This window comes from Methylobacterium hispanicum, from assembly GCF_022179285.1.
Taxonomy (GTDB): Bacteria; Pseudomonadota; Alphaproteobacteria; order Rhizobiales; family Beijerinckiaceae; genus Methylobacterium; species Methylobacterium hispanicum.
Window position 1 is genome coordinate 86,797 of record NZ_BPQO01000001.1, and the last position, 15,363, is coordinate 102,159.

Here is a 15,363-nt window from a genome sequence, read left to right on the forward strand (position 1 = left end):
GCGACCTGACGGAGGCCGCGACGACAGAAGTCCGAGACGACAGGACGACCCCGATGATCGACCCGATCACAGACGGCGATCTCACCGCCTACATCGACGGCCAGCTCGACATGATGCGCCGCCTCGACGTGGAGGCGCACCTCGCCGAGAACCCGGAGACTGCGGCGCGGGTGATGGCCGAGTTGCACGACCGCGACGCCCTGCGGGCCGCCTTCGCGCTCCAGCCGGGCCCCGGCCCCGAGCGCAACCGGCAGGTCGCGCGCCGCCTCGATCGCTCCATGCGCTGGCGCCGGGTCGGCGCCCGGCTGAAGCGGGCGGCCGCGATCGCCGTGATGGTCGGCGCCGGCTGGCTCGCCCACGACGAGGTCGGCCGCTTCGGCGTCCCCGGCACCATCGCCGCCCCGGTCGACCCGACCCTGATCGAGGACGCCCAGCAGGCCCGGCAGGTGACGCAGATGCGCGCCCGCATCGCCTCGCAGCACGGCAATGGAGCCTACGACCGTGCCGCGATCGAGGCCGCGACCGGCATCCAGTTGCCCAGCCTGCCGGAGAGCTGGACGGTGCGCGACGTGCAGATCTTCCCGGCCCGCCACGGCACCGGCGTGGAGATCGTCGCGGATGCGGGCGGCCTCGGCGAGATCTCGCTCTTCGCGACGCATCGGCGCGGCAACGGCCCGCTGAACGAGATCGCCCAGGCCGGCGACGGCACGACGGTCTACTGGAACTCCGGCCGGTCGGCCTACGCCCTCAGCGGCAACAGCGACGAGGACACCCTGCGGGCGACCGCCGCCCGCATCGCCGCCGCCTCGCCGTGAGGTAACTGGATTTTGGAGGGCCTGAGACCCTTTCGGCGCCCGAGGGCGCCGGCAGGCGGGGCCCGATTGCAGGGCTCTGCCCTGCACCCGCCAAAGGTCTCGACCTTTGGAATCCGGGACATACCCCCATGCGGCCCTCGACAGCCCGGAGGACGGGTGCGAAACAGCCTCCATGCGGGCTGATGACCGAGAACCTGAACCGCCGGGCGAGGCGCCCCTCGACGCGCTGTTCGCGGCGGCGCGGGCCGCGCGCGAACGAGCCCACGCGCCCTATTCCCGCTTCAAGGTCGGCGCGGCCTTGAGCGACGAGCAGGGCCGGGTCCATGCCGGCTGCAACGTGGAGAACGCGGCCTACCCGGTCGGCACCTGCGCCGAGGCCGGGGCGATCGCCGCGATGGTGGCGGCTGGCGGCACACGGATCCGCGCGATTCTGGTGCTCGGCGAGGGCGACGGCCCGGTGACGCCCTGCGGGGCCTGCCGCCAGCGGATCCGCGAGTTCGCCGAGAGCGCCACGCCCGTCCACGCGGCCGGGCTCGATGGAATCCTGGCGAGCTTCACCCTGGAGGCGTTGCTGCCCGCCTCGTTCGGCCCGGAGACCCTCGGTGGCTGAGATCGCCGCGCGGGCGGCGGAGATCCTGCGCGCCGCGGGGTTCGGGGGGCCGCACGCCTGCGCCGTCGTCACCGGCACCGGGCTCGGTCGCGTCGCCGGGATCCTGGAGGAGCCGGGCGCTCTCTCGTACGGCGAGATCCCGGGTTTCCCGCAGCCCGGCGTGACGGGCCACGGCGGTCGGCTGCACCGCGGCCGGATCGCGGGACGTTCCGTCCTCGTCATGGAGGGGCGCGCCCACCCCTATGAGCGGGGCGAGGCCGCCGCGATGCGCCTGCCGCTCACGGTGCTGCGGATGCTGGGTGTTGAGCGGCTGCTCCTCACCAACGCCTCCGGCTCGCTGATGCCCGAGGCCGGCCCCGGCAGCCTCGTGATGCTCGCCGACCACATCAACCTGTCGGGGATGAATCCGCTGATCGGCGAGCGCGACGACGCCCGCTTCGTGCCGATGAACGCGGCCTACGACCCGGACCTGCGCGCGCGCCTCGCCAGGGCCGCCGCTGCCCGGGGCCTGCCCCTGCGCGAGGGCGTGTATGCGTGGTTCTCCGGCCCGAGCTTCGAGACCCCGGCGGAGGTCCGCATGGCGGGCCGGCTCGGGGCTGACCTCGTGGGCATGTCGACGGTGCCGGAGGTGATCCTCGCCCGCTTCCTCGGCCTGCCCGTGGCGGCGGTCTCGGTGGTCACGAACTGGGCCGCGGGCATCGCGGGCGGCGCGCCGCACCATGTCGAGACCCAGTCGGCGGCCCGCGCCGCCGCGGACGACCTCGCCGGCCTGATCCGGGCCTTCGTCGCCGATTTTCCGGAGACCGCCCCGTGACCGCTCCCATCGACGCCGCCGTCGCGGCCCGCGCGCTGCCGCTCCTCGACCTCACCGATCTCGGCGACGCCTCCACGGAGGCGTCGGTCGCGACGCTCTGCCGGGACGCGCGCGCGGGCGCCGTCGCGGCGGTCTGCGTCTGGCCGCGCTTCGTCCCGGTCTGTCGGCGCGCGCTGGAGGGAAGCCCGGTGCGGATCGCCACGGTGGTCAACTTTCCCGAGGGCGGCGAAGACGTCGAGGCCACCGTCGCCGAGACCCGCGCGACGCTGCGCGACGGCGCACAGGAGATCGACCTCGTCCTGCCCTACCGCGCCCTGCTGCGCGGCGATGCGGACACGGCGCAGGCGATGGTCGCGGCGGTGCGGGCGGCCTGCGGCCCGGCCTGCCTCAAGGTGATCCTGGAGACCGGCACGCTCGCCGAGCCGGGGACGGTCGCCGCCGCGAGCCGGCTGGCGCTGGCGGCGGGCGCGGACTTCATCAAGACCTCGACCGGCAAGAGCCCGGTCTCGGCGACCCCCGAGGCGGCCGAGACCATGCTGGCGGCGATCCGCACATCCGGCCGGCCCGCCGGCCTCAAGGTCTCGGGCGGCCTGCGCAGCGTCGCCGACGCCGCGACCTATCTGGCGCTGGCCGACCGCTTGATGGGGCCGGGCTGGGCCTCGCCGACGACGATGCGCCTCGGGGCCAGCAGCCTCTACGGCGCCCTGAAGGCGGCGCGGGAGGCGGCGTGAGGCTCCCGCAGGAGACGATCCGGCGGAAGCGCGACGGTGAGGGACTCGACGCGGCCGAGATCGCGGACTTCGTCGCGGGCCTGACTGACGGCCGCGTGACCGAGGGGCAAGCCGCCGCCTTCTGCATGGCGGTGTTCTTCCGCGGGCTGACACTCCCTGAGCGCGTGGCGTTGACCCGGGCGATGACGCATTCGGGCACGGTGCTCGCCTGGGACCTGCCCGGCCCGGTGCTCGACAAGCACTCGACCGGCGGCATCGGCGACACGGTGAGCCTGCCGCTCGCCGCGATGGTGGCGGCCTGCGGCGGCTACGTGCCGATGATCTCCGGGCGCGGGCTCGGCCACACCGGCGGCACGCTGGACAAGCTCGCCAGCATTCCGGGCTACGACGCGGTGCCGGGGCTCGGCCGCTTCCAGGCGGTGGTGCGGGAGGTCGGCTGCGCCATCATCGGGCAGACCGCTGAGCTGGCGCCCGCCGACCGGCGCCTCTACGCGATCCGGGACGTGACCGGCACGGTCGAATCCCTCGACCTGATCACCGCCTCGATCCTCTCGAAGAAGCTCGCGGCCGGCCTCGACGGGCTCGTCATGGACGTGAAGGTCGGTTCGGGCGCCTTCATGGCGGGGCTGCCGGAGGCGCGCGCGCTGGCCGAAAGCATCGTCGCGGTGGCGACGGGGGCGGGCCTGCGCACGGTGGCGCTCGTCACCGATATGGACGCGCCGCTCGCCTCCGCGGCGGGCAACGCGGTCGAGGTCGCGTACGCCCTCGATTATATGTCCGGGCGGCGGCGGGACGAGCGCTTCCACGCGGTGACCCTGGCGCTCGGCGCCGAGATGCTGGTGGCCGGCGGCCTCGCCGCCGACACGGCTGAGGCCTCGGGGCGGCTCGAGGACGCGCTCGCCTCGGGGCGGGCCGCGGAGCGGTTCGGCCGGATGGTCGCCGCTCTCGGCGGGCCGGCGGACCTCATGGAGCGACCGGAACGACACCTTCCGGCGGCGCCCGTGGTGCGACCGGTGCGCCGGGACGGGCCGGTCGCCGGGATCGCGACGCGGGAGATCGGGCTCGCGGTGATCGGACTCGGCGGCGGCCGGACCCGGCCGGAGGACGGGATCGACCCGCGGGTCGGCTTCACGGACCTCGCCCGACCCGGCGAGGCCGGCGACCTCATCGGAATCGTCCACGCGGCGGATGCCGCGGCGGCGGACCGGGCGGAGGCGGCCCTCAGGGCGGCCTATCGCGCGGGCGAGGCGGCGCCTGAGGGCGCCGCCGTGTTGGAGCGGATCGGCTAGAACATGATGGGGGGACAGTGGAAGCCGATTTCGCGAGAATAGCATGCGAAGACGGTAACCTAGAGCCTGCTGCCGCTTCCGTGGAAATGCAGAAGGCTCTAAAGCATCGTCCCGAAAGGTGGCGTCCGCCTTTCGGAAAAGATGATGCGAAAACAAGAGGCTGGCTGGATCCCGTATCCAGGCCGATGCTCTAGATCCCGCGGCGCCTACCAGCCGCCGTGATGGTGGCGATGGCCCCAGCCGTGATGGCGATGGCCCCAGTGCCGGTGATGATGGTGGTGCCCCCAGCCATGGTGGCGATGGCCCCAGCCGCGGTGGTGGTGATGCCCCCAGTGGCGGGGACGATGGTCGTGGTGGTGACCCCAGCCGTACTGTACCGGCGTGATGCCGTCCGCGGCCGCGATCGGCGCGGCGGCGAGCGGCGCGGCCTGGGTGGCGGGCGCCGCGGCGAGGAGCCCGCCGGCGAGCGCGAGTGCCACCAGCGCGCGGCGGCCGAAGGAACGGGATGCGGGCTGCGTGGTCTGCACGGGCGCTCTCCTGATCGTGTCGGAGCCGGCGTCGTTGCCGGCCGATGCGGAAGAGACTGGCGCGGCCGGCCTGAACACCGGCTGAGGCGGTCGTACAGGATTCCGTCGCCGCCTCAGCCGCCGGGCGGCGCGCCGAGCAGGGCGAAGGCGAGCGGCGCGCCGGCCAGGAACGCCAGGATCCCGCGTCGCGCCCGGCCCTCCGGCAGGCCGGCGACAAGACAGGCGCAGCCCACCGCCGTGATCCCCGCGAGCGGCAGGTAGTAGCGGGGATAGGCGTCGAGCCGCCAGCCGGTCGCGAGGTGGTTCAGGTAGCCGAACCGCACATGGGCGGCGAGCACGAGGCCGATCGCCGCCCAGCCCGCCACCGCCAGCGGGTCGAGCGGCCCCGCGCGCCCCGCGCCGAGGCGGGCGAGGGCCGCGCCGGCTCCCGCGAGGCTCAAGCCCATCAGAGCGAGCGGCAGGGCGAGCGCAGCGGTTCCCACGGGGCCCGGCTCCGTCAGGACCGGCATGAACTGCACGGCGAACAGGGCGGCGAAGTTCGCGAGGTAGGCGGGGAGCCCGAGGCGCGCGCCGTCCCAGCCGGCCTCGCGGGCGCCGTCCCGCATCATCGCGAGGTGCCCCGGCACCTCGGGCACCGGGCTGCCGTATTGCGCGAGGAGAACCGCGTAAGGCGCGGCGGCGAGCGCCAGGGCGAGCGCGGCGGCGATCAGCGCGGTGCCCGGGAGCCGCCCCCGCACGACGAGCCGGAGGAGGACCGGCCCGGCGCAGCCACCGATGAGGAGAAGCGCGGTGAACTTCGCGAGCCCGGCCGCGACGACGCCTGCCAGCACCGCGGCGAGCCAGGCGCGGCGCCCCCCGCAGAGCAGGCGCTGGAGGCCGAGGACGGCGAGCGCGCCGCCGAGGATCGCGAGGTTGTCGTTGTTGACCGCGCCGTTCAGGGCGAGCGCGGTCGGGATGGTGACGAGCGGGATCGCGTAGGCCCAAAATTCGGGCCGGGTCCGGGCGAGCCCGGCGGCGAGCAGCAGCAGCGCGCCCATCGCGGCGGTGGCGAGCCCGACATTGATCAACCGGAGAACCGGAAGTGCCGCCGGGTCCGCGCCGATCGCGGGGCCGAGCCGGGCGAGCGCCGCGTAGTAGGCCGGCGGGTGGTTGAGGTAGTTCGGCAGGTCCGTCGGCGCGAGGCTCGCGGGATCGAGCATGCGCAGGGCCCGGAGATCCGGCCAAGGCGCGCGGTCGCGCTGGATCTGCGCGACGTAGGAGACGTGAGCGACCTCGTCGAAGCCCTTGGCGATGTCCTTGCGCAGGGCGTTCGCTACCCCGCCGAGGCCGAGCAGCAGCACGAGCAGCAGAAGGATGCCGCGGCCCGCCACGGGCCCCGGGGCGGCTCTGTCGGGCGGCGCCATGCGGATTGTCCGAACTCCCCTCCCCTGCCGCGGCCCCGGGGGACCGCGGCAGGCCGGCCCCTATCGCCCGGCCGCGGCGCGAAGCGGTGCCAGGGCCGAGGCCGGGGCCAGGACCGGCGGTACCGGGGGACGCGCCTGCATCGCGGCGGGGGCCGCGAGAGGCGCGGCGAGCGGCGCCGCGGCCGCGCGCTGGCCGGCCGCGGCGTGGCCGTAGACACCGCGATGCTCCGGGTTCGGCTGAAGCCGGTCGGTCAGGCCGATCACGGTCTCGGCGGCGCCGAGCACCAGGGCGCCCTCGGGTGCGAGGCAGGCGGCGATCCGGTTGAGGATGTCGGCCTTGGTCGGTGCGTCGAAGTATATCAGCACGTTGCGGCAGTAGACCACGTCGAACTGGCCCAACCCGTCGAAGGCATTTAACAAGTTGAGCTGCCGGTAATCGACCATCGCCCGCAGGCTCTGGGAGATCTGCCAGCTCTCGCCGACCTGGGTGAAGTGCTTGATCAGCCACTGCACGGGCAGCCCGCGCTGCACCTCGAAATGGCTGTAGATCCCGGCTCTCGCCCGCTCGATCACCTCGGTCGAGAGGTCGGTCGCCACGATCTCCACCTGCCAGCCGGCGAGCCGGGGGGCGGCCTCTTGGAGGAGCATCGCCAGGGAATAGGGCTCCTGGCCCGTCGAGGCCGCCGCGCACCAGATCCGCAGCCGGCGCCGGCCCGCGTTGCGCTGGAGCGCCTGCGGCAGCAGCACGTCGCGGAACAGGTCGAAGGGAACCCGGTCGCGGAAGAAGAAGGTCTCGTTGGTGGTCATCGCCTCGACCACGGCGCGCTCGGCGGCGGCGTCGCGGCCGAGCTTCAGCACGGCCACGAGGTCGTGCAGGTCGCCGAGGTTGAACCGGCGGCAGACCGGACCGAGGCGGCTCTCGACGAGGTAGCGCTTCTCCGCCGTCATCGCGAGGCCGGAGCGCTGCTTGAGGAAGCCGCGCAGGAATTCGAAATCGCTCTCGGTCATGCCGGCTGCCCCGTGATCAGGCCGCGGAGGGCCGGGCCGATCTCGGCCAGCGGCAGGACGGCCTGGGCGAGCCCGGCCTTGGCGACGCTGCCGGGCATGCCCCAGACCGTGCTGGTCGCCTCGTCCTGGGCAAGCACGGGTCCGCCCGCATCCACCAGCGCGCGCGCGCCGTGGGTGCCGTCCGAGCCCATGCCGGTGAGGATCACCGAGACGGTGGCGGCCCCGAAGATCTGGGCGGCGTCCTTGAACAGCACGTCGACCGCCGGGCGGCAGAAGTTCACCGGCGGGCCGTCGTCGAGGCGGATCACGGGGTCGCGGCCCGCTCCGCCCACGAGGCCCATGTGGCGCCCGCCGGGCGCCACGTAGATGCGGCCGGGCTGGAGCGGCTCGTCGGCCTTGCCCTCGGCGGCCGGCAGGCCGACCCGGGCGGCGATGTGCTCGGCGAAGACCGCGGTGAAGATCGGCGGCATGTGCTGCACGATCAGCGTCGGCAGGCGCCTGAGCGTCGCGGCCCCGATCTTCTCCAGCACCTCGTTGACCGCGCGCGGACCGCCCGTCGAGGAGCCGATCAGCAGCACGCGGGGCGTGTTCGGCCGCGCCTTCGGCCGCAGGGTGAAGGGGGCGGACAGGCGCGAGACCGGGGCGGCGGGTGCCGCCGGGGCCGGCATCGGCGCGGCGGGCTCGTGGGCGGGCGGAGCGGTGACGGGTGCGGGCCGGCGGCCGCGGGCGCGGACCCCGCCGAACAGGCGCACGCGCTCGACGAGTTCCGCCCGGAAGGCGTCGGAGGTGGTGACGCCGCGGTTGCTCTCGGGCTTGGCGAGGTAGTCCACCGCGCCGAGTGCCAGACATTTGAGCGAGATGTCGGCGTTGCGGGTGGTCAGCGTCGACATCATCACGACCTGCAGGGTCGGGCTCGCGGCGAGCATCCGGGGCAGCGCCTCGGTGCCGTCGAGTTCCGGCATGTCGATGTCGAGCAGCACCACGTCGGGGTCGTGCCGGCCCATCATCTCCAGCGCGATGCGGCCGTTCGAGGCGGTGCCGACGACGTTGAAGCCGGCCTCGCCGATCCAGCGGGCGACGAGCCCGCGCACCACGGCGGAATCGTCGGCGATCAGCACGCGGATCTGGCCCGGCGCGGGCTGGGACCCCGCCGGGAGGGGAGCGCCGGCCGGCCCCCTGAGCGGCGCGCGCGGCGCAAGGTTGAGTGGGGCAGCCAGCATCGGTTCACGCCTCGGTCACGGGTCGCGGTGGACGGGCCGGGCGCCTCCTCCCGTCGGGGCGCGTGTCCGGGCGTCGTTCGGTCTTCGCGCCGCCCGCGCACGGGCGTCGTTGGGGTCTTGGCGCCGCCCGCGCACGGGCGGCCCGGTCTCGGGTCGTCGTGCCGCGGATCCGGCCCCGCGGCTCTCAGGCGGCCGTCGCCTGGAGCACGCCCACCTGCTCGAGCTTGGCCGTCAGGATGTCGCGGTCGAACGGCTTCATGATGTACTCGTCCGCCCCCGCCCGCAGCGCGCGCGCGATCGCCCCGACGTCGTTCTCGGTGGTGCAGAACAGGATCTTGGGCCGGTCGCCGTCCGGCATGCGGCGGATCTCCTGCAGGAACGCGTAGCCGTCCACGTTCGGCATGTTCCAGTCGAGCAGGATCGCCTCCGGCATCGCCTGCCGGCAGACCTGGAGGCCCTCGGCCCCGTCCTCGGCCTCCGCGGCCGTGAAGCCGAGCGTCTCCACGATGCGGCGCGCGACCTTCCGGATGACGGCGGAATCATCGACGATGAGGCAGGTCGGCACGGACATCCCCGAGGCTGTTCCCGAAGCGGTTCCCGACGCGGTTGCGAAAGCGGTGGCCATGGCGCTCCCCCGGCTCAGGCGGCGGTGGGCTCGGCGCGCTCGGCGCCGAAGCTGAGGAGCCCGTCAACGTCGAGGATGACGAGGAGCTTGCCGTCCAGGCGATGCACGCCGAGCGCGAGGTTGCGCCAGCGCGCGTCGAGGTTGATCGGCACCGCCTCGTGCGTGTCGGGCCCGAGCTTGAGCACCTCGCCGACGCCGTCGACCACGAGGCCGAAGGTCTCGCCGGCCTGCTCCAGGCCGATCGCCATGCCGGCCCCTTGCGTCTCGGCCCTGGGCATGCCGAGCCGGCGGCGCAGGCAGATCGCCGTGACGACGCGCCCGCGCAGGTTCAGCAGGCCGACGATCTCCGGGGGTGCCAGCGGCACCGGCGTGATGCCAGTGGGGATGAACACGTCGTGCACCCGGTTGATGGCGAGGCCGAACATGGTCTCGCCGACGAAGACGGTGACGAATTCCTGGGTGGCGCCGTCCTTGGCCGCGGCGGCGGCCGCGGCGTTGCTGTTGGCGGGCTTCATCATGGCGGTGGTCCGGTTTGAACGGGCGTGGCGGGGTCGGGCGCGGGCCGCGCCTCGGGGTCAGGCAGCCTCGGCGAGGCTCGGCGCGTCGATCTCGGTGAGCGCCGCGATCAGGCCGCTGCGGTCGAACTTGGCCACGAGGTCGCTGATCGCGAGGCGGCGCGCCCGGTCCACGGTCTCGGCCCCGACCGCGGCCGAGAGCCCGATCACCGGCAGGCCGGCGATCGGGTGGCCGGCGGCGCGGATCGCCGCGACGAGGTCGAAGCCGCTGCGGCCCGGCATCTCCAGGTCCGTCACCACCACGTCGATCCGGGTCTCGCCCGAGAGGATGGCCATCGCCCGCTCGGCGCCCTCGGCCGCGATCACGCCGTAGCCCGCGGCCTTGAGCACCGGGGTCAGCATGTCGCGGAAGAAGGCCGAGTCGTCGACCAGCAGCAGGGTCCTGGCCACCTTCGTCGGCCGGCGGGGCCCGCGCGCCCAGTCGTCGTAGGCGAGCGGCAGGAAGTGGGCGATGTTGATGATGTCGGTGGCCCGGCCCCGCAGCACCGCCGAGCCGATCAGGTCCGAGCGTTCGGCCGCGATCTCGATGTCGAGGCGCTCCTCGACGATGTCGACGATCTGATCGACCACGAGGCCCATCGCCCGCTCGCCGTCCGAGAACACCACGAGCGCCTGGGTGCCCTCGGTGCGGATCTGGATGGTCTCGTCGGCCACCACCAGCGGCATCAGGCGGCCGCGGTACTGGATCAGCGGGCGGCCGCCGAGCCACTCGACCTTGGTGGCGTCGATCTCCTCGAGGCGCGTGACGAGGGAGAGCGGCACAGCCTTGAAGGCGCCGTTGCCGCCCTTGAAGACGAGGAGCGTCGTCTTGGCCTCGCCGGCCTCGCCGGCCTCGACCTCCTCGGCCTCCATCTCGGCCGGGATCGAGCCGGCCTGGGCGCTCTGGCTGACCTGCCGGGCGACGCCGTTCGGATCGACGATGAGCACGACCGCCCCGTCGCCCAGGATGGTGTTGCCGGCAAACAGCGAGAGGTGCCGGAGCTTGGAGGACATCGGCTTCACGACGATCTCCTCCGTGTGGAAGACCTCGTCCACCAGGATGCCGAAGCGCTGGCGCCCGACCTGGGCCACCACTACGAAGCCCGTCTGGGTCTCGGCCTCGGTCGCCTCCTGCCCGAGCAGGCTCGTCAGCGTCACGATCGGCAGGAGGCGCTCGCGCAGGCGCAGCACCGGCGCGCCGTTGATGCGCTCGATCTTCTGGGCGGCGGCGGGATCGACCCGCACCAGTTCCAGCACCGCCACCTGCGGCACCGCGAAGCGGCTCTCGCCGGCCCGCACGATGAGGGCGGCGACGATGGCCAGCGTCAGCGGGATCTTGATGGTGAAGGTGGTGCCGCGGCCCGCCTGGGTGTTGATGTCGATGACGCCGCCGATGGTCTCGATGTTGGTCTTGACCACGTCCATGCCCACGCCCCGGCCCGAGACCGAGGTGACGGCGGCGGCCGTCGAGAAGCCGGCGTGGAAGATGAACTTGGCGACCTGGGCGTCGGTCATCTTCTCGACGTCGGCCTGGGAGGCGAGACCGCGCTCCACCGCCTTGCGGCGGATGGCGGCCAGATCCAGGCCCTTGCCGTCGTCGGCGATCTCGATCGTGATCGTGCCGCCCTCGTGGTAGGCGGCGAGCCGGATGGTGCCGCGGGCGGGCTTGCCGGCGGCCACGCGCGCGGCGGTCGATTCCAGGCCGTGGTCGGCGGAGTTGCGCACCATGTGGGTGAGCGGGTCCTTGATCACGTCGAGGACCTGCCGGTCGAGCTCGGTCTCGGCGCCGAGCATCACCAGCTCGATCTGCTTGCCGAGTTCGGCCGAGAGGTCGCGCACCACGCGCGGCAGCTTCTGCCACGCGTTGCCGATCGGCTGCATGCGCGTCTTCATCACGCCTTCCTGCAGCTCGGCGGTGACGTGGCTGAGCCGCTGCAGCGGCACCTTGTAGCTCGAATCCTCGTGGCGCCGGGCGATCTCGAGGAGCTGGTTGCGGGTGAGCACCAGTTCCGAGACCATCGTCATCAGGTGCTCGAGGGTATCGACGTTCACCCGGATGGTCTGGACCTTGCCCGGGACCTCGCCGCCCTCGGCGGCGGGCGCGGGGGCCTCCGCCTTCTGGGCGGCGGGCGCCGGGACGGGCGCAGGTGCGGGCGCCGGCGTGGCGGCGACCGGCGCGAGCGCGGCGGCGACCGGGGCCGCCACGGGAGCCGGCATGGAAGCGGGGATGGAAGCGGGGGCCGGGAGCGGAGCAGGCTCGTCGTCGGGACCGGGCGCGGCCAGGAAGGCGGCCTCCAGCTCGTCCAGGCTGACCTCGCCGGGCTTCAGCTCGCGCTCGACGGGTGGCGGCAGGACCGGCTCGGGCGGCGGGGGCGGCGCGGCGACCGCGACCGCCGGCACCTCGCCGGCCGACATGCGGTCGAGCGCCTCGATCAGGTCGTCGTCGGAGCCGGCGGGCTCGGTGCCGGCGATCTCGAGATCGGCCAGGATCGCCTTGAGCCGGTCGAGGGTCGCGAGGATGAGGGTGACGGAGGCGCCGCTGACCGGCATGCCGTCGCGGAAGCGGCCCATCAGGGTCTCGGCGGCGTGCGCCAGCGCCTCCAGGCGGGGCAGGCCGAGGAAGCCGCAGGTGCCCTTGATGGTGTGCACCAGACGAAAGATGTTGCGCAGGATGGTCTCGTTGTTCGGATCCTGCTCGAACCGGACCAGCTCGGTATCGACCGTATCGAGATGCTCACTGCTCTCGGTCAGGAATTCACGCAGCAGATCGTCCATCGGCGATACTCAGATTGTGCCCGCACAAGTGCCGGTGCTGGGGCAACTCTGAGCGCGTCCGGTTAGAAAAGGGTTTCCCGGGAGGGCCGCCGCGAGCGATCAGGAAAGATTGATGACGGTTAAATCGGGTTCCGGAGAGGATCGGACTGCTTTCGCGGCCGGGATACGGCCAAACGTGGTTAACGATCTCGAAATGCAACGCTCGCCCGGTCGCCGAAATGCGGCTTCAACTGGGATCTGCGGGACGCCCGGCGCTCGAATACGGGGCCGGCCCGAGCGAGCGGAAGATTTCCCGCACCCCGATGATCCACACGGCAGACCTGTTCGGTCATCAGGCCTTCGGAACGCCCGTTCGAAGGACGTGCCGGGCGTCAGGGCGACGTCTCCCGGATCATGCCGGAGCCGCGACCGGCCCCCTCTCCCATAGGGAGAGGGTTGGGGTGAGGGGTATGACCTTTCAGAACATTGCTCGGCATCGACGCGCGTTCAGGCCCTCGCCTCTTTCGGGAACGTCATACCCCTCACCCTGTCCCTCTCCCTATGGGAGAGGGGACCCGCGCCGCACGCTGCGGCGCGGTGCAAACCGCCCTGCGACGGCCCGGCTCATAGAGGGAGACAGGGGAGCGCGGCGGGAGCCGCGCGCGGGGAGAGAGGCCCGCCGCAAGGCTCAGGCGAGGGCGGTGTCCGAGGAACTGTCCGGGGCGCTGTCGGAGGGGCGGTCCTCTTCCGGCGTCGGCTCGGTCTCGGCCGGCGCCTCGGCGGCGGCGGGCTCGGCGCGGATCGTCACCGTGTCGCCCTCGATCGCGAAGGTCACGCCCATGCCGGCGGCGCGCGCCACGAGGCCTGCGTAGAAGGCCAGGATGCCGTGCGCATCGACCGTGCCGGTCTCGGAGGTGCCGGCCATCAGGCCCTCGACATGGGGCGGGATGCGGGCGTGCGGTCCCTTTGCCTTGAGCACGATCAGCGGCGCGTCGCCCTCGCCCGTCACCGCGACGTCGATATGGCCGCCGCGCGGGATCGCGCCGGTCGCGATCATCACGAGGTTGAGCAGGAGCTTGACCTTGTTCTTCGGGAAGAGCGCCTGCGGCGCGCTCCAGCTGAGCTGGGTCTTGTCGTCGGCGAACATGCCGCGCGAGACCTTCTCGGCATCCGCGAGGTCGATCGAGGCGCCGGCCGAGCCCGCCGCCCCGAAGGCGATGCGGGCGAATTGCAGGCGGGCCGAGGCCTGCCGGGCGCTCTTGCGGATGAGGTCGAGGGCGAACTCGCGCATCGACTCGTCCTGGTCGTCCTCCAGAACCTCCAGGCCGTTCACGATGGCGCCGACCGGGCTGATCACGTCGTGGCAGACGCGGGAGCAGAGCAGCGCGGACAGGTCGAGCGCTTCGAGGTTCACGGTGGTCATGGCACGCTCCGGGCGTTCTTAACAGTTCCGGCGGGTTCGGCTCGCGGGCCGTGAACCGCCCGGGATAGATGCCGACGAGGGCTTTGGAAAGCGTTACGGATCGGCCTCGCGCGGTCCGGATCGGCCCGCGACCGCCCGGTCGACAGGCGTCGACAGGCGCGCGGGGCTCGGGCATGACGGCGCGATGACGCGGACGGGCGGGCACGGGATGGACGAGACGGAGCGCGAGGGCATCGCCCGGCGGCTGGCCGAGATCGCCTGCGCGGCGGGCGAGGTTCTGCGCCACCACCACGCGAAGGGCTGCAGCCACAGCCTGAAGCCGGACGGCTCGCCCGCGAGCGTGGCCGACATCGAGGCCGAGGCGCTGATCCTGGCAGCCCTGGCCGAGCGTTTTCCGGATATCCCGGCGGTGGCCGAGGAGACCTGCCACGACCGGAAGCCGGCCGCGCGCTTCTTCCTGGTCGATCCCCTCGACGGGACGCGGGAGTTCCTGGCCGGCACGCCCGAATACGCCGTCTGCATCGCGCTGGTGGCGGGGGAGCGGCCGGTCGCGGCGGCGCTGGCGGCGCCCGGGCTCGGGCGGATCTGGTGGGCGGGCGCCCGGGCCCTGGAGGCGGAGATCGCGCAGGGGCGCCCCGGCGAGCCCCGCGCGGTGCGGGCGCGGCCGGCACCCGCGGACGGGCTCGTCGCGCTGGGCAGCCGGCGCCACGGCGACCCGGAGACCGAGGCCTGCCTCGCCGCCCTGCCGGTGGCCGCGCAGCACCCGGTCGGCTCGGCGGTGAAGTTCGGGCTCGTCGCGTCGGGCGAGGCCGACCTCTACGTGCGCTGCGGTCCGACCATGGAGTGGGACACGGCCGCGGGCGACCACATCGTGACGGCGGCGGGCGGGTGCGTGGTGACGCCCGGGGGCGGCCCGCTTGCCTACGGGCGCCACGCGGCGGGCTACCGCAACGGCGCCTTCGCGGCGCTCGGCGACCCGCGCCTCGCCGGGCGCCTCGCCCTGCCCGTCAGTTCGGGGAGCGCGGCAGCGGCTCGATGAGCCGCGCGAGCGCGGGCCAGCGCGCCTCGGCCCGGTCGGCGAGGCCCGGATCGGCCACGAGCCGCGCCCGGCGCTCCGCGTCGCGGAACAGGTAGAGCCGGCCCCCGAGCACCGCGAAGACCAGCGGGTCCGCATCGACGATCCGCCCGTCGAGCACGCCGACCGGGTCGTTGCCGTCCAGGCGCGGCGCGTAGAATCCGGGCCCGGCCGCGAAGGCGGCGCGGTTGCCCGCGCTCGCGAAGCGCCACGCGCGCCCGCCCCAGGCCAGCTCGAACCGCTCGGCGCCGGGACGCGGGCCGCCGGGCAGGAAGTAGCTCACCGCGTCGAAACCGCGCAGCGCCAGGGTCGCGGGGAGCTCCGCGGGGAGCTGCGCGGGGGGCGTCGGGGCCTGCGCCCCGGCCGGCACCGGCCCGCAGGTGAGGAGGGCGAGGAGCCCGAGCTTACGGCGCGTTAACCACATCCTCGCTCTTATGCCGCACGGTGCCGCGCGGCGACAGGCGCCCGCGCACCCCCGGTTTGCCGCATTCGCGGCGCCGAATCGCGCCACGCGG

At 73.7% G+C, this 15,363-nt stretch carries 15 protein-coding genes; 6 read left to right on the plus strand and 9 right to left on the minus strand.

Translation table 11 applies throughout. The features are described 5' to 3' along the window. Positions 1-53 precede the first annotated feature (53 nt). From MFF56_RS00390 to deoA, 5 genes are all read left to right on the plus strand, one after another. On the plus strand, positions 54-815 hold the full coding sequence (locus MFF56_RS00390; protein WP_066924975.1) for an anti-sigma factor family protein: 762 nt from the start codon (positions 54-56) through the stop codon (positions 813-815). Between the two features lie 172 nt (positions 816-987). After that, positions 988-1,425 carry a cytidine deaminase gene (cdd, locus tag MFF56_RS00395; RefSeq protein WP_066927626.1) on the plus strand — a complete coding sequence of 146 codons (438 nt, stop codon included), beginning with the start codon at positions 988-990 and terminating at the stop codon, positions 1,423-1,425. Next, a complete protein-coding gene (locus MFF56_RS00400; RefSeq protein WP_066927624.1) occupies positions 1,418-2,239 on the plus strand; it encodes a purine-nucleoside phosphorylase in 822 nt (273 codons plus the stop codon). The genes cdd and MFF56_RS00400 overlap by 8 nt, the downstream gene beginning before the upstream one ends. Further along, a complete protein-coding gene (deoC, locus tag MFF56_RS00405; RefSeq protein ID WP_066927622.1) occupies positions 2,236-2,970 on the plus strand; it encodes a deoxyribose-phosphate aldolase in 735 nt (244 codons plus the stop codon). The genes MFF56_RS00400 and deoC overlap by 4 nt, the downstream gene beginning before the upstream one ends. Continuing rightward, positions 2,967-4,259: a thymidine phosphorylase gene (gene deoA, locus MFF56_RS00410; RefSeq protein WP_066927620.1), complete on the plus strand. Its 1,293-nt coding sequence runs from the start codon at positions 2,967-2,969 to the stop codon at positions 4,257-4,259. Before deoC ends, deoA begins: the two co-directional genes overlap by 4 nt. A gap of 206 nt (positions 4,260-4,465) precedes the next feature. On the opposite strand, the gene MFF56_RS00415 is transcribed toward deoA, so the two are convergent. The 8 genes from MFF56_RS00415 to chpT form a co-directional block, all read right to left on the minus strand. Next, positions 4,466-4,786 carry a hypothetical protein gene (locus MFF56_RS00415; protein ID WP_082773376.1) on the minus strand — a complete coding sequence of 107 codons (321 nt, stop codon included), beginning with the start codon at positions 4,784-4,786 and terminating at the stop codon, positions 4,466-4,468. Positions 4,787-4,899: 113 nt separating this feature from the next. Further along, complete coding sequence (locus MFF56_RS00420) at positions 4,900-6,189, minus strand: hypothetical protein (RefSeq protein WP_066927616.1); 1,290 nt, start codon at positions 6,187-6,189, stop codon at positions 4,900-4,902. A gap of 60 nt (positions 6,190-6,249) precedes the next feature. Further along, positions 6,250-7,197 carry a CheR family methyltransferase gene (locus tag MFF56_RS00425; protein ID WP_066927614.1) on the minus strand — a complete coding sequence of 316 codons (948 nt, stop codon included), beginning with the start codon at positions 7,195-7,197 and terminating at the stop codon, positions 6,250-6,252. Beyond that, positions 7,194-8,417, minus strand: a complete 1,224-nt coding sequence (locus MFF56_RS00430; protein WP_238229297.1) for a protein-glutamate methylesterase/protein-glutamine glutaminase — start codon at positions 8,415-8,417, stop codon at positions 7,194-7,196. Before MFF56_RS00430 ends, MFF56_RS00425 begins: the two co-directional genes overlap by 4 nt. 184 nt (positions 8,418-8,601) lie before the next feature. After that, entirely contained in the window at positions 8,602-8,982 is a 381-nt protein-coding gene (locus MFF56_RS00435) for a response regulator (RefSeq protein ID WP_066920961.1), read from the minus strand. A 74-nt stretch (positions 8,983-9,056) separates the two neighbouring features. Continuing rightward, positions 9,057-9,557 (minus strand): chemotaxis protein CheW, encoded by a 501-nt coding sequence (locus MFF56_RS00440; protein WP_066920963.1) that lies wholly within the window; start codon positions 9,555-9,557, stop codon positions 9,057-9,059. Positions 9,558-9,617: 60 nt separating this feature from the next. Continuing rightward, a complete protein-coding gene (locus MFF56_RS00445; protein WP_238229298.1) occupies positions 9,618-12,371 on the minus strand; it encodes a hybrid sensor histidine kinase/response regulator in 2,754 nt (917 codons plus the stop codon). Positions 12,372-13,038: 667 nt separating this feature from the next. Then, positions 13,039-13,773: a histidine phosphotransferase ChpT gene (gene chpT, locus MFF56_RS00450; protein ID WP_066922228.1), complete on the minus strand. Its 735-nt coding sequence runs from the start codon at positions 13,771-13,773 to the stop codon at positions 13,039-13,041. A 184-nt stretch (positions 13,774-13,957) separates the two neighbouring features. On the opposite strand from chpT, the gene MFF56_RS00455 reads away from it, so the two are divergent. Then, on the plus strand, positions 13,958-14,812 hold the full coding sequence (locus tag MFF56_RS00455; RefSeq protein WP_238229299.1) for a 3'(2'),5'-bisphosphate nucleotidase CysQ family protein: 855 nt from the start codon (positions 13,958-13,960) through the stop codon (positions 14,810-14,812). Here MFF56_RS00455 and MFF56_RS00460 read toward each other — a convergent pair. Further along, entirely contained in the window at positions 14,781-15,272 is a 492-nt protein-coding gene (locus MFF56_RS00460; protein ID WP_066923850.1) for a YHS domain-containing (seleno)protein, read from the minus strand. The two genes, MFF56_RS00455 and MFF56_RS00460, sit on opposite strands and share 32 nt — an antisense overlap. Between the last annotated feature and the right edge of the window lie 91 nt (positions 15,273-15,363).